Annotated in this window: 13 protein-coding genes; 1 reads left to right on the top strand and 12 read right to left on the bottom strand. The window is 53.1% G+C overall.

Features of this window, described 5'->3' with window-relative positions; translation table 11 throughout:
• Nucleotides 1-46: 46 nt before the first annotated feature.
• The 10 genes from MHH78_RS16345 to dpsA all read right to left on the bottom strand — a co-directional run bounded on the left by MHH78_RS16345 (nt 47) and on the right by dpsA (nt 11,806).
• A complete protein-coding gene (locus MHH78_RS16345; RefSeq protein ID WP_341168013.1) occupies nt 47-2,719 on the bottom strand; it encodes an FtsK/SpoIIIE family DNA translocase in 2,673 nt (890 codons plus the stop codon).
• A gap of 97 nt (nt 2,720-2,816) precedes the next feature.
• A complete protein-coding gene (locus tag MHH78_RS16340; protein WP_341168012.1) occupies nt 2,817-3,032 on the bottom strand; it encodes a YlzJ-like family protein in 216 nt (71 codons plus the stop codon).
• Nucleotides 3,029-3,823, bottom strand: a complete 795-nt coding sequence (locus MHH78_RS16335; protein WP_341168011.1) for a ClpP family protease — start codon at nt 3,821-3,823, stop codon at nt 3,029-3,031. Before MHH78_RS16335 ends, MHH78_RS16340 begins: the two co-directional genes overlap by 4 nt.
• A gap of 182 nt (nt 3,824-4,005) precedes the next feature.
• Nucleotides 4,006-5,025: an anti sigma factor C-terminal domain-containing protein gene (locus MHH78_RS16330; RefSeq protein WP_341168010.1), complete on the bottom strand. Its 1,020-nt coding sequence runs from the start codon at nt 5,023-5,025 to the stop codon at nt 4,006-4,008.
• Complete coding sequence (locus tag MHH78_RS16325; RefSeq protein ID WP_341168009.1) at nt 5,022-5,519, bottom strand: RNA polymerase sigma factor; 498 nt, start codon at nt 5,517-5,519, stop codon at nt 5,022-5,024. Before MHH78_RS16325 ends, MHH78_RS16330 begins: the two co-directional genes overlap by 4 nt.
• 153 nt (nt 5,520-5,672) lie before the next feature.
• Nucleotides 5,673-7,358 carry a ribonuclease J gene (locus MHH78_RS16320; RefSeq protein ID WP_036724742.1) on the bottom strand — a complete coding sequence of 562 codons (1,686 nt, stop codon included), beginning with the start codon at nt 7,356-7,358 and terminating at the stop codon, nt 5,673-5,675.
• 624 nt (nt 7,359-7,982) lie between these two features.
• Nucleotides 7,983-8,858: a 4-hydroxy-tetrahydrodipicolinate synthase gene (gene dapA, locus MHH78_RS16315; RefSeq protein ID WP_341168008.1), complete on the bottom strand. Its 876-nt coding sequence runs from the start codon at nt 8,856-8,858 to the stop codon at nt 7,983-7,985.
• A 16-nt stretch (nt 8,859-8,874) separates the two neighbouring features.
• Nucleotides 8,875-10,095: an aspartate kinase gene (gene dapG / locus MHH78_RS16310; RefSeq protein WP_341168007.1), complete on the bottom strand. Its 1,221-nt coding sequence runs from the start codon at nt 10,093-10,095 to the stop codon at nt 8,875-8,877.
• A 217-nt stretch (nt 10,096-10,312) separates the two neighbouring features.
• Nucleotides 10,313-10,909 (bottom strand): dipicolinate synthase subunit B, encoded by a 597-nt coding sequence (locus MHH78_RS16305; protein ID WP_036724740.1) that lies wholly within the window; start codon nt 10,907-10,909, stop codon nt 10,313-10,315.
• Nucleotides 10,910-11,806 carry a dipicolinate synthase subunit DpsA gene (dpsA, locus tag MHH78_RS16300; RefSeq protein ID WP_076078661.1) on the bottom strand — a complete coding sequence of 299 codons (897 nt, stop codon included), beginning with the start codon at nt 11,804-11,806 and terminating at the stop codon, nt 10,910-10,912. It abuts the gene before it with no gap.
• Nucleotides 11,807-12,169: 363 nt separating this feature from the next.
• On the opposite strand from dpsA, the gene MHH78_RS16295 reads away from it, so the two are divergent.
• On the top strand, nt 12,170-13,423 hold the full coding sequence (locus tag MHH78_RS16295; protein WP_341168006.1) for a S41 family peptidase: 1,254 nt from the start codon (nt 12,170-12,172) through the stop codon (nt 13,421-13,423).
• 77 nt (nt 13,424-13,500) lie between these two features.
• Here the strand turns inward: MHH78_RS16295 and dut are convergent, their stop codons facing one another.
• Both dut and MHH78_RS16285 read right to left on the bottom strand, forming a co-directional pair.
• Entirely contained in the window at nt 13,501-13,953 is a 453-nt protein-coding gene (dut, locus tag MHH78_RS16290; protein WP_076078657.1) for a dUTP diphosphatase, read from the bottom strand.
• Nucleotides 13,925-15,190: a M16 family metallopeptidase gene (locus MHH78_RS16285; protein WP_341168005.1), complete on the bottom strand. Its 1,266-nt coding sequence runs from the start codon at nt 15,188-15,190 to the stop codon at nt 13,925-13,927. Before MHH78_RS16285 ends, dut begins: the two co-directional genes overlap by 29 nt.
• Nucleotides 15,191-15,198 lie beyond the last annotated feature (8 nt).

Raw genomic sequence — 15,198 nt, 5'->3', positions numbered from 1 at the left:
TCTTTAGCAAAAAAGAGATGGCCCAAATATTGGGTCATCTCTTTGCCTATGAACTAAGTCTACCATGCTGATACTGCTCCAGCGACATCAGCACCTCACGCGGCTTGCTGCCCTCGTAAGGGCCGATTACGCCTCTGGCCTCCATAGAGTCGATCAAGCGTGCGGCACGCGTGTAACCGACGCGCATACGCCGCTGAAGCAGCGATACAGAGGCCTGCTTGGCTTCCAGAACAATCTGGACGGCCTGTTCATACAATTCATCCTGCGGCTCCTGATCCTCGCTCAAGGTGTCGTCTACCTCAGGCACAAGCGACTCATCATAATTCGCTTCCCCTTGGCTGCTGACATACTGCACGATCGTCTCCACTTCCTGATCGCTCATGAAAGCGCCCTGAACACGGATCGGCTTGGAAGCCCCCATCGGCAGGAACAGCATATCGCCGCGTCCGAGCAGCTTCTCGGCACCCGGCATATCCAGAATCGTCCGGGAGTCCACATTCGAGGAGACACCGAAAGCAATCCGCGAAGGAATATTCGCCTTAATCAGGCCGGTGATCACATCTACCGAAGGACGCTGTGTGGCGATAATCAGATGAATTCCCGCCGCCCGCGCCATCTGGGCCAGCCGGCAGATCGCATCCTCTACATCATTCGCAGCAACCATCATCAGATCGGCAAGCTCGTCCACGATGACAACGATATACGGCAGTACTGCTGCCGGATTATCCTTCATCAGGTTGTTGTAGCCTTCCATATTACGTGTGCCCGATTTGGAGAACAGCTCATACCGCTTCTCCATCTCCACCACGATCTTCTTCAAGGCCAGACTGGCACGCTTGGGGTCTGTCACTACCGGAGCCAGCAAATGCGGAATGCCGTTATATACATTCAGCTCGACCATCTTAGGGTCAACCATAAGGAATTTCACTTCATTCGGCTTAGCCTTATATAGAATGCTGGTAATAATACCGTTGATGCAGACCGATTTACCGGAGCCGGTTGCTCCTGCTACCAGCAGATGGGGCATCTTGGCGAGATTGCCGATAATCGTCTGGCCGGAGATATCCCGCCCGAAGGCAATGGATAACCGCGAATCCGCTTCCTGAAAAATCTGTGTCTCCATCACTTCCCGCATGGTGACGACCGAGACCTCCGAATTCGGCACTTCGATGCCGATGGCTGATTTGCCGGGAATCGGCGCTTCCATACGGATATCCTTGGCAGCCAGTGCCAGCGCGATGTCATCGGTAAGATTGACAATCCGGCTGACCTTCACGCCGATATCCGGCTGAATCTCATACCGGGTCACCGCCGGTCCGCGAACCACTTCCAGCACCTTCGCCCTTACACCGAAGCTCTCCAGTGTAGCCTCCAGCTTGCGTGCCGTCTGCATATAATCATTCTGATCGCCCGCCTTCGCCCCGTTATTAGGCTTAGCCAGCAAACGGAAGGATGGCAGCTTGTACGGCTTGGGCGGAGGTGGAGGCGGTATAATCGGAGCCGCTTCGCCCTCCTCTGCCCTTCCCAGCAGCCCGTCCAGCTCTACAGGCAGTATACCCTCCCCAGATTCCCCTGACGGAACAGAATCTGCTCCCGCTCTCGTAAGCTCAGCAGCACCTGTTCCGGTGGCAGCACCACCACGTGCCGCTGGTGAGAATTCGCTCCATTCCTCCCGGTCCTCGGCATTCAGCCCTTCAGAGCGGATATGCTCGAAGAAATCCCGGATGATCGGCGTCACAGGCTCAAGCTCCTCATCCGGGAAGTCCTCCTCGCCATACTCCTCCAGAGGAACACCTCCCGCTGCTGTCATTCCGGAGATGACCGGACCACCCCGCGGATCCGTAATGATGATATCCGTCACTTCATCCTCCGGATCGCCCATGACTTCCGGCTGATTCTGGCGATCAGTCCCGCTGAACCATCCGGTAATTCTGCCCAGCAGCTTCGACTGTCCGCGTCTTGGCAGCTGCTGACCCGATCCGTCGTCCTCTTCAAAGTAATCGTCATCATCCGCAGGTTCCGGCGTTGTAACTCTGTTGGCTCTAGCCGGTCTGCTGTTGACCACTGGAACGGCAGCCGGGCGGTTCGCCGCCCGGAGCTTAATTCCTTCAATCAGCTTGACGGCCCTTACCCGGAGTAAGGTAAACAGCTCTACATAGGAGAGATTGGTAATCAGCATGAAGCTGATGGCCAGCAATACAATCATCAGCAGCTTAGCACCCAGATTGCCGAACAGCCACAGGAGCGCAGCGTATTCAAGCGCACCGATGTACCCCCCGCTGATGTCCTTGCCCAACATGTACACGCTGCTGTCGCCGGCGCCCGGTGAGAGGGCGCCGGATAGATCATTATGTATTTGAGACAGTACATTGCCCGGATGCAGCATCCCAAGCGGGCCCAGCTTCTGCTGCATCGCCGATATGGTACTCATCAGGCACATGGACAACAGCAGGAGCAGGCCGCCGGTATAGCGGCTGTTCCAGGTGGACGGCCATTTCCTGTTAATCATTACCATCAGACCATAAAAGGTTCCCGCCAGCGGCAGCACAAAATAGAATCTGCCGAGCAAATAACCTGCCATGCTTGAGAGCGAGCGGCCGACAGCCGCTTCCCCCGACAAAGCAATGACGGAAATCGTAATCAGCAGAATTCCGTAGATTTCATATTTTAAAACACTGCCCAGCAGCGCTTTCTTCTTCTTTCTTCTCCGTTTAGCCACGCCAGCCACCCCCGAGTCAACATTATACCATATAATGACGTGGCGTACCTATGTTCTCTTTTGTCAGAATATGCATCTTTAGGGGGGTTGTTCGCACTTAGCGGTCCAGCTGAACGATTGCACCCGGGGAGAAGGCCGCATCCAGATATTTATCCAGCGGACACTGCAGCAGCCGGACCACCTTCGCCTGACCTCCATCCAGCAGCTCCACCTGCATCAGCATGCCCTGAATAGTCATCTCCTGCACGGGAGAGACATAACTCAGTGCCCCCTCGAATACCTGCTCCATCGGCAGAATGGTATAAAAGGTCATTGGGGCAGCCCTCCTTGCGGAAGTGTCTCATTTGTCAGAGTGGGGGCAGCAGCAATCATCCGGTTCAAATGGGCGAGTGCGGCACCTATCCCGCCCACTTCATCCATCAGACCATACCTGACGGCATCCTGCCCGCCCACTGCGGTACCGATGTCGCGGTTCAGCTCTCCGGTCTTGAACATCAGATCCTTGAACTGCACTTCCGTGATGCGGGAATGAGAGGTCACGAATTTCACCATCCGCTCCTGCATACGCTCCATGTACTCGAAGGTCTGCGGCACGCCGATCACCAGACCGTTCATCCGGATCGGATGGATCGTCATGGTGGCACTTTCAGCAATAATGGAATACGTGGAGGATACCGCTATAGGTACACCGATGCTGTGACCGCCGCCGATGACAACTGTTACCGTAGGTTTCGACAAGGAAGCGATCATCTCGGCAATGGCCAGTCCAGCCTCTACGTCCCCGCCGACCGTATTGAGAATGATCAGCAGCCCTTTAATGGTCTTGCTCTGTTCAGCTGCAACGAGCTGGGGAATGATATGCTCGTATTTCGTGGTCTTGTTATGCGGCGGCAAGACGAAATGACCTTCAATCTGTCCTATAATCGTCATGCAAAAAATATCCGGCTCCCCTGTCGGAACCGCCGTCTGTCCCAATTCCTTAAGTACCCCTACTGGTCCAGGTATCCCTGGAGGAACCGGCTCATTTACTGCTGGTTTAATCTCCCCTGGCAGGATCTCTTCGTTACGCCCTCCGCCCGCCTTGCTTGCTTCTGTGATTTCCATCGTACACAGCGCTCCCCTTCTGCCTGCAACACCCGTCCGTGTGCTTCAGGATTCTGATTTCTATTAGTATGACATTCCGGGGGACTCCCTTATGCACTATATAAATTGCACTTGTATTTTTCTGCTGCTAATTCAAGAGGGCAGCCCCTCTCTTTAAAGGGCTGCCCTCTGTATTTCATATTTTAGTATTTGTCCACCACCGCACCCAGCACCGCTCCGCGCACGTATGTCTGGTCCTTGAGGCTCTTTAACCCGTCCGCCGTGCCGGTTACAACCACACCCAGTATGCGAAGATCACTAGCCTCCGGCGCAGCTTTGTCTTTTTTCAAATAATTGAAGATACGCTGATACTCACTATGGTGATTGTCTTTCTTGTCTACCCCAATCTGTACTGCGCCGATGAAATCCTCGGGCTTCGCCTGATCCCAGTCCGGCTGGACGCCGAACCCGTAGACTCCGTAATTCGCACTCATCGGGGTTGGATAGTTCATTTTAGCGGGATCGTTCTCATTAGGAAACGGCTTAAAGCCGAACCCCTCGCGGTCATCATACGTATCGACCCAGTACCAGACCTGTTTTGCCCCAGCGGGCAGAATGCTCTTCGCTTCTTCAAACGAGTAGTCCTTGTCAAAAGATACCGCCAGCTCCACCCGCTTATCTCCGTTCATCCGGTCCAGCTCGGAGAGATCATTGATAATTTTTCCGTTGTAATCGACTCCCGGGATATAGAAGGCCATTTCTCTTTGTCCATTGTCGGAATTGTAATTCCGGTAATACTCGTACCCCTCCTGCTTCATACGCGGATCTTCTACAGTCAGGTTTGACACGCCGCCGTACGCACCCGTTGTGAAAGGAAACCACCAGGCGTTGTAATTCAGCCATCTGTTCTTCCACGGAACAGGCACATCGTCGACGATTTTATAGGTTTGAAGTTCGAGTACTCCTGATAAAAATCCCCTGTTGTCCCTATAGCCTGAATTGAATTCATTAGGGCTGCTGATTCTCATATACTGCTGCTCACTGTAAAGGGCATTGGAGGACAGACGGTCTACCAGCTGCGCTGCGCCATAAAATACGGCGATCAGCATAAGCCCACTAACCGCGAGTGAAATCAGAATACTGCGAATAAGGCTCTTCCGTTTGGTTTTTTTCAGGGTGGTCATAATATTCTGGTCTTCTGCTTCTTCCCATGGGGCAGTCATTCGCCCTCACCTCCATATAATTGTTGAAATTGCTGCCGCGCCCGGTAGAGCGTAGCCTTCACTGTTCCTTCCGTGATGCCGAGCATGGCGGAAATTTCCTTGTAGGACAGCTCCATTTCATATTTCAGCAGAATCAGCTGCCTGTTGGCTGGAATCATACCGGCCAGCACCTCTTCAATCTTCTCCTTGCGCTCCCGGCGCAGCAGCACCGCTTCCGGGAGCTCATGCTCAGGCGCAGGATGAACCTCCACTTCCTCGCTGTATTGAAACTTCATCTTCCTGCGGCACAGGTCAAAATACCGGTTGATCGCAACCTTATACAACCAGGCACTGAATTTGCGCTCATCGATCGCTTCCAGATACAACAGCGCCTTGTACACAGTGTCCTGCACAATATCCTCTGCATCTGAAGCCCCTGCGCCGAGGCGGATCAAGTAGCGGCGGATCTCCGCCAGTTTGGGTTGGAGCACCTTCTCCAAGTCTCTTGGCTCCATGCTGCACCTCCTTGCCTGTATAACGGTCAGGTTACCCAAATGTTGTTTTGTGCAGTGAAAAAAACATAAAAAAGCCCCCTTCCCCAGGAAACCGTCCAATATTTCCGGGAAAAGAGGCTATTGCCAAAGCTATATTGTTAAGAAATGCTTCTCTTATACTTCCATAATAATCGGCAGGATCATCGGTCTGCGGCGTGTCTGCTCATAGAGGAAACGGCCGAGGGAGTCTTTGACACTGGTCTTCAGGGAAGCCCATTCATTGACCTTCTCACTCATCAGACGCTGCAGCGTACCCGCAACAATCCGGTTCGCTTCGTCCAGGAGACCTTCCGATTCCCGCACATATACGAATCCGCGGGAGATGATGTCAGGACCGGAGACAATCGCTCCGTTCTGCTTGCTGAGGGTAACCACAACCACCAGAATACCATCCTGCGACAACAGCTTACGGTCACGCAATACAATGTTGCCTACATCGCCGACACCCAGCCCGTCGATCAGCACGTTACCGGCAGTTACCTTACCCGCTCTGCGTGCAGCTCCACCGGAGATTTCAATAACTTCACCCAGCTCGGTGATGAAGATATTACTTGGCTCTACGCCAACAGACTCCGCCAGAAGTGCATGCTTGCGCTGCATCCGGTATTCACCGTGGATCGGCATGAAGTATTTCGGCTTCATCAGGTTGAGCATCAGCTTCAGCTCTTCCTGGCTGCCGTGACCGGATACGTGAACGCCGGAGTTGGAGCCGCTGTAGATAACATTGGCACCCAGACGGAACAATTCATCAATGGTACGGCCTACATATTTCTCATTACCCGGTACCGGTGTAGCCGCAATAATAACGGTGTCGCCCGGCATAATGTCTACCTTGCGGTGGCTGGAACGCGCCATGCGTGTCAGCGCCGACATTGGCTCGCCTTGGCTGCCTGTGCACAGTACTACCACACGGTTGCCTGCCATTCTGTTCATCTCTTCAGGCTCAATGAGCATGCCGTCAGGAATATGCAGATAACCAAGCTCGGAAGCAATGGATACTACGTTAACCATGCTTCGTCCAATAACGGTAATCTTACGTCCTGTTGCTTCAGAAGCGTTCACTACCTGCTGAATACGATGCACGTTGGATGCGAAGGTTGCTACTACCACACGTTGTTCAGCTTTGCGGAAAATATCTTCCAGCACGATGCCGACATTCTTCTCCGAAGGTGTGAAGCCCGGCTTCTCGGCATTGGTGCTGTCTGACAGCAGGGCCAGAACGCCCTTCGATCCGATCTCAGCCATGCGGTGCAGATTGGCAAATTGACCGTTGACTGGCGTGTGGTCGAATTTGAAGTCACCGGTGTGGACAACGTTGCCCTCTGGTGTCTCAATGCATACCCCGACAGAATCCGGAATACTGTGATTCGTTCTGAAGAAGGTTACCTTAAGCGATGTGCCCAGTTCAACCTCGGAATCCTCGTTAATCAGAATCCGCTTAGTTTCACCCAGCAGGTTCGCTTCCTTGAGCTTGTTCTCCACAAGACCCAGGGTAAGTCTTGTTCCGTATACCGGAACATTCAGGTTCTTAAGCACATAAGACAAGCCGCCAATGTGATCCTCATGGCCGTGCGTAAGAACAATCCCTCTTACCTTGTCACGGTTCTCGGTGAGGTAGGAGATATCCGGTATTACGATATCAATACCCAGCATATCTTCTTCAGGGAATTTCAGACCGGCGTCTACGACTACAATGTCGTTGCCATACTGAACTACGTACATGTTCTTACCAATTTCACCGACTCCGCCAAGTGCGAATATCGTCAGTTTGTCGTTGTTGTTATTGTTTTTTTTGGACAAATGAATCTAACCCTCCTATGATGTTGGACGTCATACTTTTTATTTGTTAACAATGAGCTTCAATATTTCAGCGGCGCTGTAATATACATCAAATTGCTGTTAACTCCTTATTTCGACAAGGAATTCCCGGTAAGTCTGTATACTTGCACAGGTCTAAACTCCCGAATCCGGGCAGTAATATCCTCTTGAAGCGGGCAAATGCCCTCAAAATTCCACCACCGCGCCCCTCGCGCGTAAATCCGGCATATTTAGCACAGACTTATTCAAGGACCTATCCTGTCTTACAATGCAACAAATCCGCATTGCCGGAAGATTACCGCATATTCAATTAACCGCACCAAGTCACTTAAGTTCATTATACATGATTTTTTTGGCAAAAGACAAGTCACCCTGTACCTGGTCCTATTCTTTCCTTAACAAACAGCCAATATTTAAGGAAAAGACAAGCAAAAAACGCTGCAATGCCTGACTTTTTTAACATAGAGTTAATCCTGGAGAAATAATTACCATATGCGATTTGCGGCAGTCCGAAGTCCGTAACGTAAAAAACCGGCCGCTCCATAAGAGCGGCCGGTTGCCGTTGTACCTATCTTCGCCTATTCACTTATCCATGCCTGGACTAACTTATCTGAGCAGGGCAGCAATGAATGCCGCCTCTTCTTCCGTCGGTGAAACCAGCGGCAGGCGGACCGAGCCGACATCCATCCCGCGCAGCCCGAGCGCATACTTCACGGCCGAGGGGTTCGGCAGCGGCTGCGGACACTCGAACAGTCCCTTGAAGACCGGAAACAGCTGCCAGTGAAGCTCGCCTGCACGGCGGACATTCCCGGAGGTGAAGGCCTCGATCATCTCTGACATCTGTGCTCCGACAACATGGCTGGCCACACTGATAATACCGTGTCCTCCCACAGCAAGCGTCGCGAGACCGGCGGAATCATCTCCGGTGTAGACATGGAAGTCTTCAGGACAAGCTGAGGCAATCCATGTAATCTGGTCTACCGAAGCACATTCCTTCGTAGCCACAATATTAGGAATCTCCGCCAGACGCAGGGTGGTTGCAACACTCATGCTTACTGTCGTTCGTCCTGGCACATTGTACAAGATGCATGGCAGTGAAGTTGCAGCAGCAATTGCAGAGAAATGCTGGTAGAGCCCTTCCTGATTCGGTTTATTGTAATAAGGGACGACCAGAAGCACACCGTCCACGCCGATTTTCTCGGCTTCCTTAGTAAGCTCGGTGGAATGTCTGGTGCTGTTGCTGCCGGTGCCGGCAATAATTTTACAGCGTCCGGCTGCCTGCTGCTTCACGAAGGAGAACAGCTTCAGCTTCTCCTTATCGGTTAGGGTCGGCGATTCGCCGGTGGTTCCGCAGACTACGAGCGCAGCGGACTTTTGTTCCTCGATCAGGTAATCGACCAACCTTGAAGTTGCTTCCCAGTTGATTTCTCCTTCCCCGTCAAACGGGGTAACCATTGCGGTGATCAGTCTTCCGAAATCCACTTTGAATTCCTCCTTGTCAGCGGTGCAATTCAAACTTGGCATGCAGGGCGCGAACCGACTGCACCATATCTTCTTTTTTCACGAGAACCCAGATCGTTGTGTTGGAATCAGCAGACTGCAGAATCTGGATGTTCTGCGAGCTGAGCGCCTCGACGATATGCGCCATAATTCCCGGAACGCCGTTGATGCCTCCGCCGATGACGGAGACCTTGGCACAGCCGGACAAGCTCTTGGGACGCAGGCCCAGCTCCTGCAGCGTAGCAATCGCCTGCTCCGATTTGTCATCGAACACGGTATATACGGCCTCGGTCGGTGTCACATTGATGAAGTCCACGCTGATTCCGTTATCGGCCATGCTTTTGAAGATCTGCAGCTGCACGCCGGTTCCATTGCCCTCCGGACATTCCACCGAGATCTGCGTAATATTGCTGACATAGGCAACCCCTGTGACGAATCGGTCCACCACTCCATGGGATACATCACTGAAGCCCTCGGGATGGGTCACAAGCGTCCCTTCCGCTTCGGAGAAGGTCGAGCGTACACGCACCGGAATCTGCGCCTGCATGGCAATCTCCACAGCCCGAGGATGAATAACCTTGGCTCCCTGATACGCCATGTTACAAATCTCGGTGTAGCTGACATAAGTAAGCTGTCTTGCATCTTCAACAATCCGCGGATCAGCGGTGAGTATTCCGTCCACATCCGTATAGATGTCTACCATATCCGCACGCAGCGCAGCCCCCAGGGCTGTAGCTGAGGTGTCGCTTCCTCCGCGGCCCAGCGTGGTGAAATCACCCGCTTCAGTCTGACCCTGGAAACCGGTTACTATTACTACTTTATGCTCACGCAGTTCCCGTAGAATGCGTTCTGTGCGCACGTCCAGGATTCTGGCATTGCCATAGCTGTTGTCGGTCAGGAACCCGGCTTGCGCTCCTGTCAGCACCGTTGACCGAATGCCCTCCTGCTCCAGCAGACCGCACAGATTGGCCGCCGAGATGATCTCCCCGCAGCACATCAGCAAATCCCGTTCCCGGTGAGGCAGTGAATTCCCGCTCTGAACCGCCAGATCAAGCAGTGTATCGGTAGCATAGGGCTCCCCCTTGCGGCCCATAGCCGAGACTACGACCACCAGGCTGAACCCGCTGGCCAGCTCCCGTTTGACATGACGGATTACGTGTTCTCTGGCCACTGGTGTGGAGAGTGAGGTTCCGCCGAATTTTTGCACCAAAATACCCATGTATAATTCCTCCATTGCTTCTCTCAGCAGACTTACTGAACCCTACGTGAAATAAATCACCCCGCGAGGCAGAAGTGTTCGTAGCCGCGATAACCTGACTCTTATTATAGCGTAAAATTGTTCGTGCCGCCCCCGGGATGAGGACGGCAGAAATGAAGCTTATGGGTCCGTCAGCTAAAATTCGCTCTTCCGGGCAATCTTGTACTGATTATATAAGCTATGCAGAATGAAATCGTTGTACTAACATAGGCTGTAACTGGTGACCCTGCAGGGCGGCGTAACAGGCTTCGGGAATGAGATCCATCTGCGCCACCAGCGAATTCGGCTTCCCCTCGGGATTATCCTGTCCGAACGGGACGAAATAAATATGTTTGGCTACCAGGAGCTTCGCAATATTCGCAGCGTTAAGCCCAAGCCCGTCATTCGTCGAGATCGCCAGCACCAGCGGACGCCCGTTGCGCATCTGCGATTTGGCTGCCATCAGCACCGGACTGTCCGTCATCGCGTTCGCCAGCTTGCTTGTTGTGTTCCCTGTGCAGGGAGCAATCGTCAGCACATCCAGCAGCTTGGAAGGACCCAGCGGCTCCGCTTCAACAATTGTAGAAATGATATCATTCCCTGTTATATCTTTCAACTGTTTTAACCAATTTTCCGAGGTTCCAAAGCGGGTATCCGTGTTCAGTACCGAAGCAGACACAATCGGCACCACATTCGCTCCTGAGTCCATGAACCGCTGAATCTGCGGCATCACCTCAGCGAAGGTGCAGTGTGAGCCGGTAATGGCATAACCTACTGTTTTTCCGTGCCAATCCATTCATTCATCCCCCCTGATTAAAGTCTCGTCCGATATCGACTGTACCAGCGCACCTGCCATAATGATTCCGGCGCTCTTGGGGGCAACAATCCCGGGCAGGCCCGGTGCCAGCATCGCCTTGATCCCGCGCTTCTCGGCATAACGGAAGTCGCATCCGCCCGGTGCGGACGCCAAATCGATGATCACGCAGTGCGGCTGAAGCCGGGACAGGACCTGTGCGTTGATAATCATAGCGGGTATGGTGTTGAAGATCAGATCCGCCTCAGGCGCATGCAGCAGCAAATCCTCTGTCATAAAAGGCTTCCAGCCCATTTCCTCCGCCCTTGCAAAGTGCTCCTGCTTCCTGACGCCTACTTTGACCGTGGCCCCCATTCCCTGGAGGGTTCTGGCCATGGTGAAGCCGGTCCGGCCCATCCCCAGCACCATCGATGTGGAGCCGTGTATGGTAAAGTCCGTGTTCTGTACGGCCATCACCAAAGCTCCCTCCGCTGTCGGGATAGAGTTGTAGATCGCCACATCGTCCCTGTTCAGCAGCTCCACCAGCTTCAGCGAATGTCCGGCACACAGGCCGCGCAGATAGCTTTTAGCCATGCCGGTGTATACCAATGCCCGGGACGGCAGAGCCGCGATATGCTCCTCCCGCAGCTGGAGGCGTTCCGAAGAATACAGCGCGTTAATGTAACCCTCATCATCGCAGCCGACCGCCGGCAGCACCAGCACATCCGCTTCACTTAGCAGCTCGGGCGACAACAGTTCCAGGCTTACCCCCGGGCATGGGGCATCCCATGTATCGAATCCGGCAACGCTTACGGCCGCATCCAATTCCACACATTTCCGAATCACTTCAATTTGTCTCGCGTCCCCGCCCAGGAACACGATCCTGATGCCAGTAAGCATAGGGATGACGCTCCTTTCCACAACCACATTCGACTATAGAGCATCTTATGCCGGAAGCCGCCGATGGGTGAAGAGCGGAGAGGAATTCCCGCAGCACAGATATTAGTCACAGAGTTTTGCTGATATTTCAATCTATAATCAACTAAAAATGGATATGAAAGGAATGCTATGCGGAATAAATTCATTCGTTACATTGTACCAGTCGTCGCAGTTGCAGCAATCCTTACCGCAGCAGTCTACTTGAATCGGACCAGTATTAGTGGCTCAAAGAGTGAACAAGCGAACTCTTTGCCGGAAAAGAATAAGCTAGCCATTTCTGCACATGCCCCCAGTCCTGCCATGGCAGAGCTAAGTCCGGAGCAAATGAAAGAGGACCTGGATAAGCTTGTACAGACACTTGTCCAGATGCACCCCCGTCTGATCAACGGTTGGACCAATGATGAGCAATCCGTTATTGACACTGCTTACGCCAACATTAAGCAATCCAAGACACTTGGTGAATTCTATTTCATTGCAGACACTATAGTCATGCTGCTTCATGACGGGCACACGACGCTCTACCCGCTCCCGGAGGTGAATATCCTTGATTTGCCTTTATTTTGGAGCCGGGAAGGTCTGCTGGTGAAGGATAGACGGGGAGCCTTTCAGCCAGGGGATCGGATTACAGCCATTGGAGGACGCAGTGTCAAGGATCTCGAAGAGGATCTGCAGCAGCTTATTCCGGCTGAGAATGAGAACTGGGTAAGAACGCAGGCAGCCAGCCTGCTCCGGTCAGAATGGTTCCTGCAGCATTTAAGACTGGTCACCGAAGGTACAGTCTTGATAAACGCAACAAGGGCCGGACATCAAATTTCGGAGAGCATCCCCTTGTCATCAGACAGCGGACAGAAGGAATACAATCCGTACCCGGCACATTCTGCTGCGTTCACTTTTGAAATCAAGCCTGAGCAGTCCCTGGGAATCTTTCAGATCAATGACTGTGTGTATTCACAGGATTATAAGTCAATGGTTAAACGTTTCTTTGACGAGGTCTATACACAGGGAATCAGCAATATAGCGGTTGATTTAAGAAATAATGGAGGTGGGGATTCCAGGGTGGTTGAAGAATTTCTCGCCTACACGGATGTCAAGAGCTACCGGAGTTTTGGAGGTGAGGTCCGCTTCTCCACACAAGTTAAGCAGCAATTCCCAGACTTTCCGGACGACGGTACAGGTAGGAACGAACCTGCTCCCGTCCAAAATATCCGGCTGACCGATCATTCCTTCAATGGATCCGTCTATGTATTGACTTCTCCCCGCACCTTCAGCTCGGCGAACTGGTTCGCTCTGATCATACAAGACAACAAGCTCGGTCAAATCATTGGTGAGGCGAGCGGAAATCAGCCGTCCGCTTACGGAAATGTTATCGGATTCCAGCTTCCGGCATCGGGTATCGGCTTTCAGGTCTCTTTCCAAAAATTCACCCGTCCTGATCCTTCCCGAGACCCGGCCACAGCCGTGATTCCTGATATTGAAGCCTATACAACTGCTAAAGATATTATTGATCGCAGGGATGCCCAGATGGAGAAGCTGTACGAGGTCATTGTGCAGAAACAGACTGGGGGATCTTCCAGCTAAACGATATATTTCAAAAAAGCTTGCGGAAAGCGCACCTAAAGGTGCGCGTCCGCAAGCTTTTTTATAATTCCTGTTTACTATTTGCCAGTATGCCCGAAGCCACCGGCTCCGCGGACCGTGTCAGACAGCTCATCCACTTCCACCAGAGTCACTTCAGGCACAGCCTGGAATACCATCTGGGCGATCCGCTCGTTACGGGCAATCGCAAATGGCTCCTGTCCCAGATTGATCAGCAACACCTTAATTTCGCCCCGGTAATCCGCATCGATGGTGCCCGGTGTGTTCAGGCAGGTGATGCCATGCTTGAGGGCCAGCCCGCTGCGCGGACGGATCTGTGCCTCCAGCCCGCCTGGCATCGCCAGGGATATACCGGTGGGGATCAGCGTCCGCTCGCCCGGAGCAAGCACCACAGGCTCTCCTACAGCGGCATACAGGTCATACCCCGAGGCCTGCTCGGACATTTTGCAGGGCAGCAGCACATCCTCATTCCCCGGAAGCTTGTTAATTTGTACGTAATGAGGCAAGATCATCTCTCCTAACATTGGCTATCGCTTTATCAGTGGAGCCTACCATCGCCAGGGACAACGGCTGTGCGAACATAAAGTCCAGCAGAGCATTGATGTCCTCCATGGTTACAGCTCCGATTTTGGCTATCATTTCATCCAGCGTATCCTGCCGGCCGAGCATCAGCTCATTTTTGCCCATCCGGTTCATCCGGCTGCCCGTGCTCTCCAGACTGAGAATCAGGCTGCCCTTGAGCTGCTCCTTGCCTTTACGCAGTTCGTCCTCGCTCAGGCCGTTCACCGCCAGATCACGCAGCATCTCTTTGATCAGCTCGGTCACTTCCTTGGTCTGCTTCGGCGCTGTCCCGGCATAGACCGTGAACAAGCCGCTGTCAGCCTGGGCGCTGTGGTACGAGAAGACGGAATAGGCCAGACCGCGCTTCTCGCGGATCTCCTGGAACAGCCGCGAGCTCATGCCGCCGCCGAACGCATTGTTGAGGAGCGCCATCGGATATTGCAGCGGCCCGCCGCTGCGGACGCCCGGCAAGGAGATGCAGATGTGATTCTGCTCGGTCTTCTTTTTGTGGAACACCAGCTCCCCCTGATATGCAGGCTCAGTCAGCACCGGCGCTTCACCATGATTCGTGAAGGAACCGAAATGCTGCTCCAGCAGCGGAATCAGACCGTCGTTAATATTACCGGCTACGCTGATCACTGTATTCTCGATGGTGTACTGCTCCTTCATGTAAGCACGCAGATCATCCGGCGTCATCTCCAGCAGGCGTTCCTTCAGCCCAAGGATCGTATAGGCCAGCGGGTGCTCACCGTAAGCGGCAGCACACATCAGCTCATGGACAAGATCATCCGGCGTGTCCTCGCACATGGCGATTTCCTCCAGGATTACATTCTTCTCCTTGGCCAGCTCCTCGGCATCCATCCGTGAGCGGAAGAACATATCTGCCAGCACATCCACGGCAATCGGCAGATGCTCATCCAGCACCTTCGCATAAAAGCATGTATATTCCTTCGAGGTAAACGCATTGACGTTCCCGCCAATGGCATCGAACTGTTCAGCAATATCCTTGGCGCTATAGCGGTCAGTCCCCTTAAAGAGCATATGCTCGATGAAATGGGAAATCCCGTTGTTCAGCGGGTTCTCATTGCGGGAGCCCGTCTTGACCCAGATTCCGAAAGATACGGACCGGCCGGTCGGGATCTTCTCGGTCACCACCCGGAGTCCGTTCGATAATAATATTTTGTCCAATGTGTAAT

The organism is Paenibacillus sp. FSL H3-0333 (assembly GCF_038002805.1).
GTDB classification, from domain to species: Bacteria; Bacillota; Bacilli; order Paenibacillales; family Paenibacillaceae; genus Paenibacillus_AQ; species Paenibacillus_AQ silagei.
This window is presented reverse-complemented; position numbering and strand designations above follow the sequence as displayed.

Bases quoted from the DNA above. Each gene is read 5' to 3' on its own strand.
- dut (WP_076078657.1), bottom strand. From the start codon at position 13,953: ATGATCTTGCCTCATTACGTACAAATTAACAAGCTTCCGGGGAATGAG.
- MHH78_RS16305 (WP_036724740.1), bottom strand. From the start codon at position 10,909: ATGGATTGGCACGGAAAAACAGTAGGTTATGCCATTACCGGCTCACAC.
- dpsA (WP_076078661.1), bottom strand. From the start codon at position 11,806: ATGCTTACTGGCATCAGGATCGTGTTCCTGGGCGGGGACGCGAGACAA.
- MHH78_RS16330 (WP_341168010.1), bottom strand. From the start codon at position 5,025: ATGACTGCCCCATGGGAAGAAGCAGAAGACCAGAATATTATGACCACC.
- MHH78_RS16295 (WP_341168006.1), top strand. From the start codon at position 12,170: ATGAAAGAGGACCTGGATAAGCTTGTACAGACACTTGTCCAGATGCAC.
- MHH78_RS16335 (WP_341168011.1), bottom strand. From the start codon at position 3,823: ATGGAAATCACAGAAGCAAGCAAGGCGGGCGGAGGGCGTAACGAAGAG.
- dapG (WP_341168007.1), bottom strand. From the start codon at position 10,095: ATGGGTATTTTGGTGCAAAAATTCGGCGGAACCTCACTCTCCACACCA.
- MHH78_RS16340 (WP_341168012.1), bottom strand. From the start codon at position 3,032: ATGACCTTTTATACCATTCTGCCGATGGAGCAGGTATTCGAGGGGGCA.
- MHH78_RS16325 (WP_341168009.1), bottom strand. From the start codon at position 5,519: ATGGAGCCAAGAGACTTGGAGAAGGTGCTCCAACCCAAACTGGCGGAG.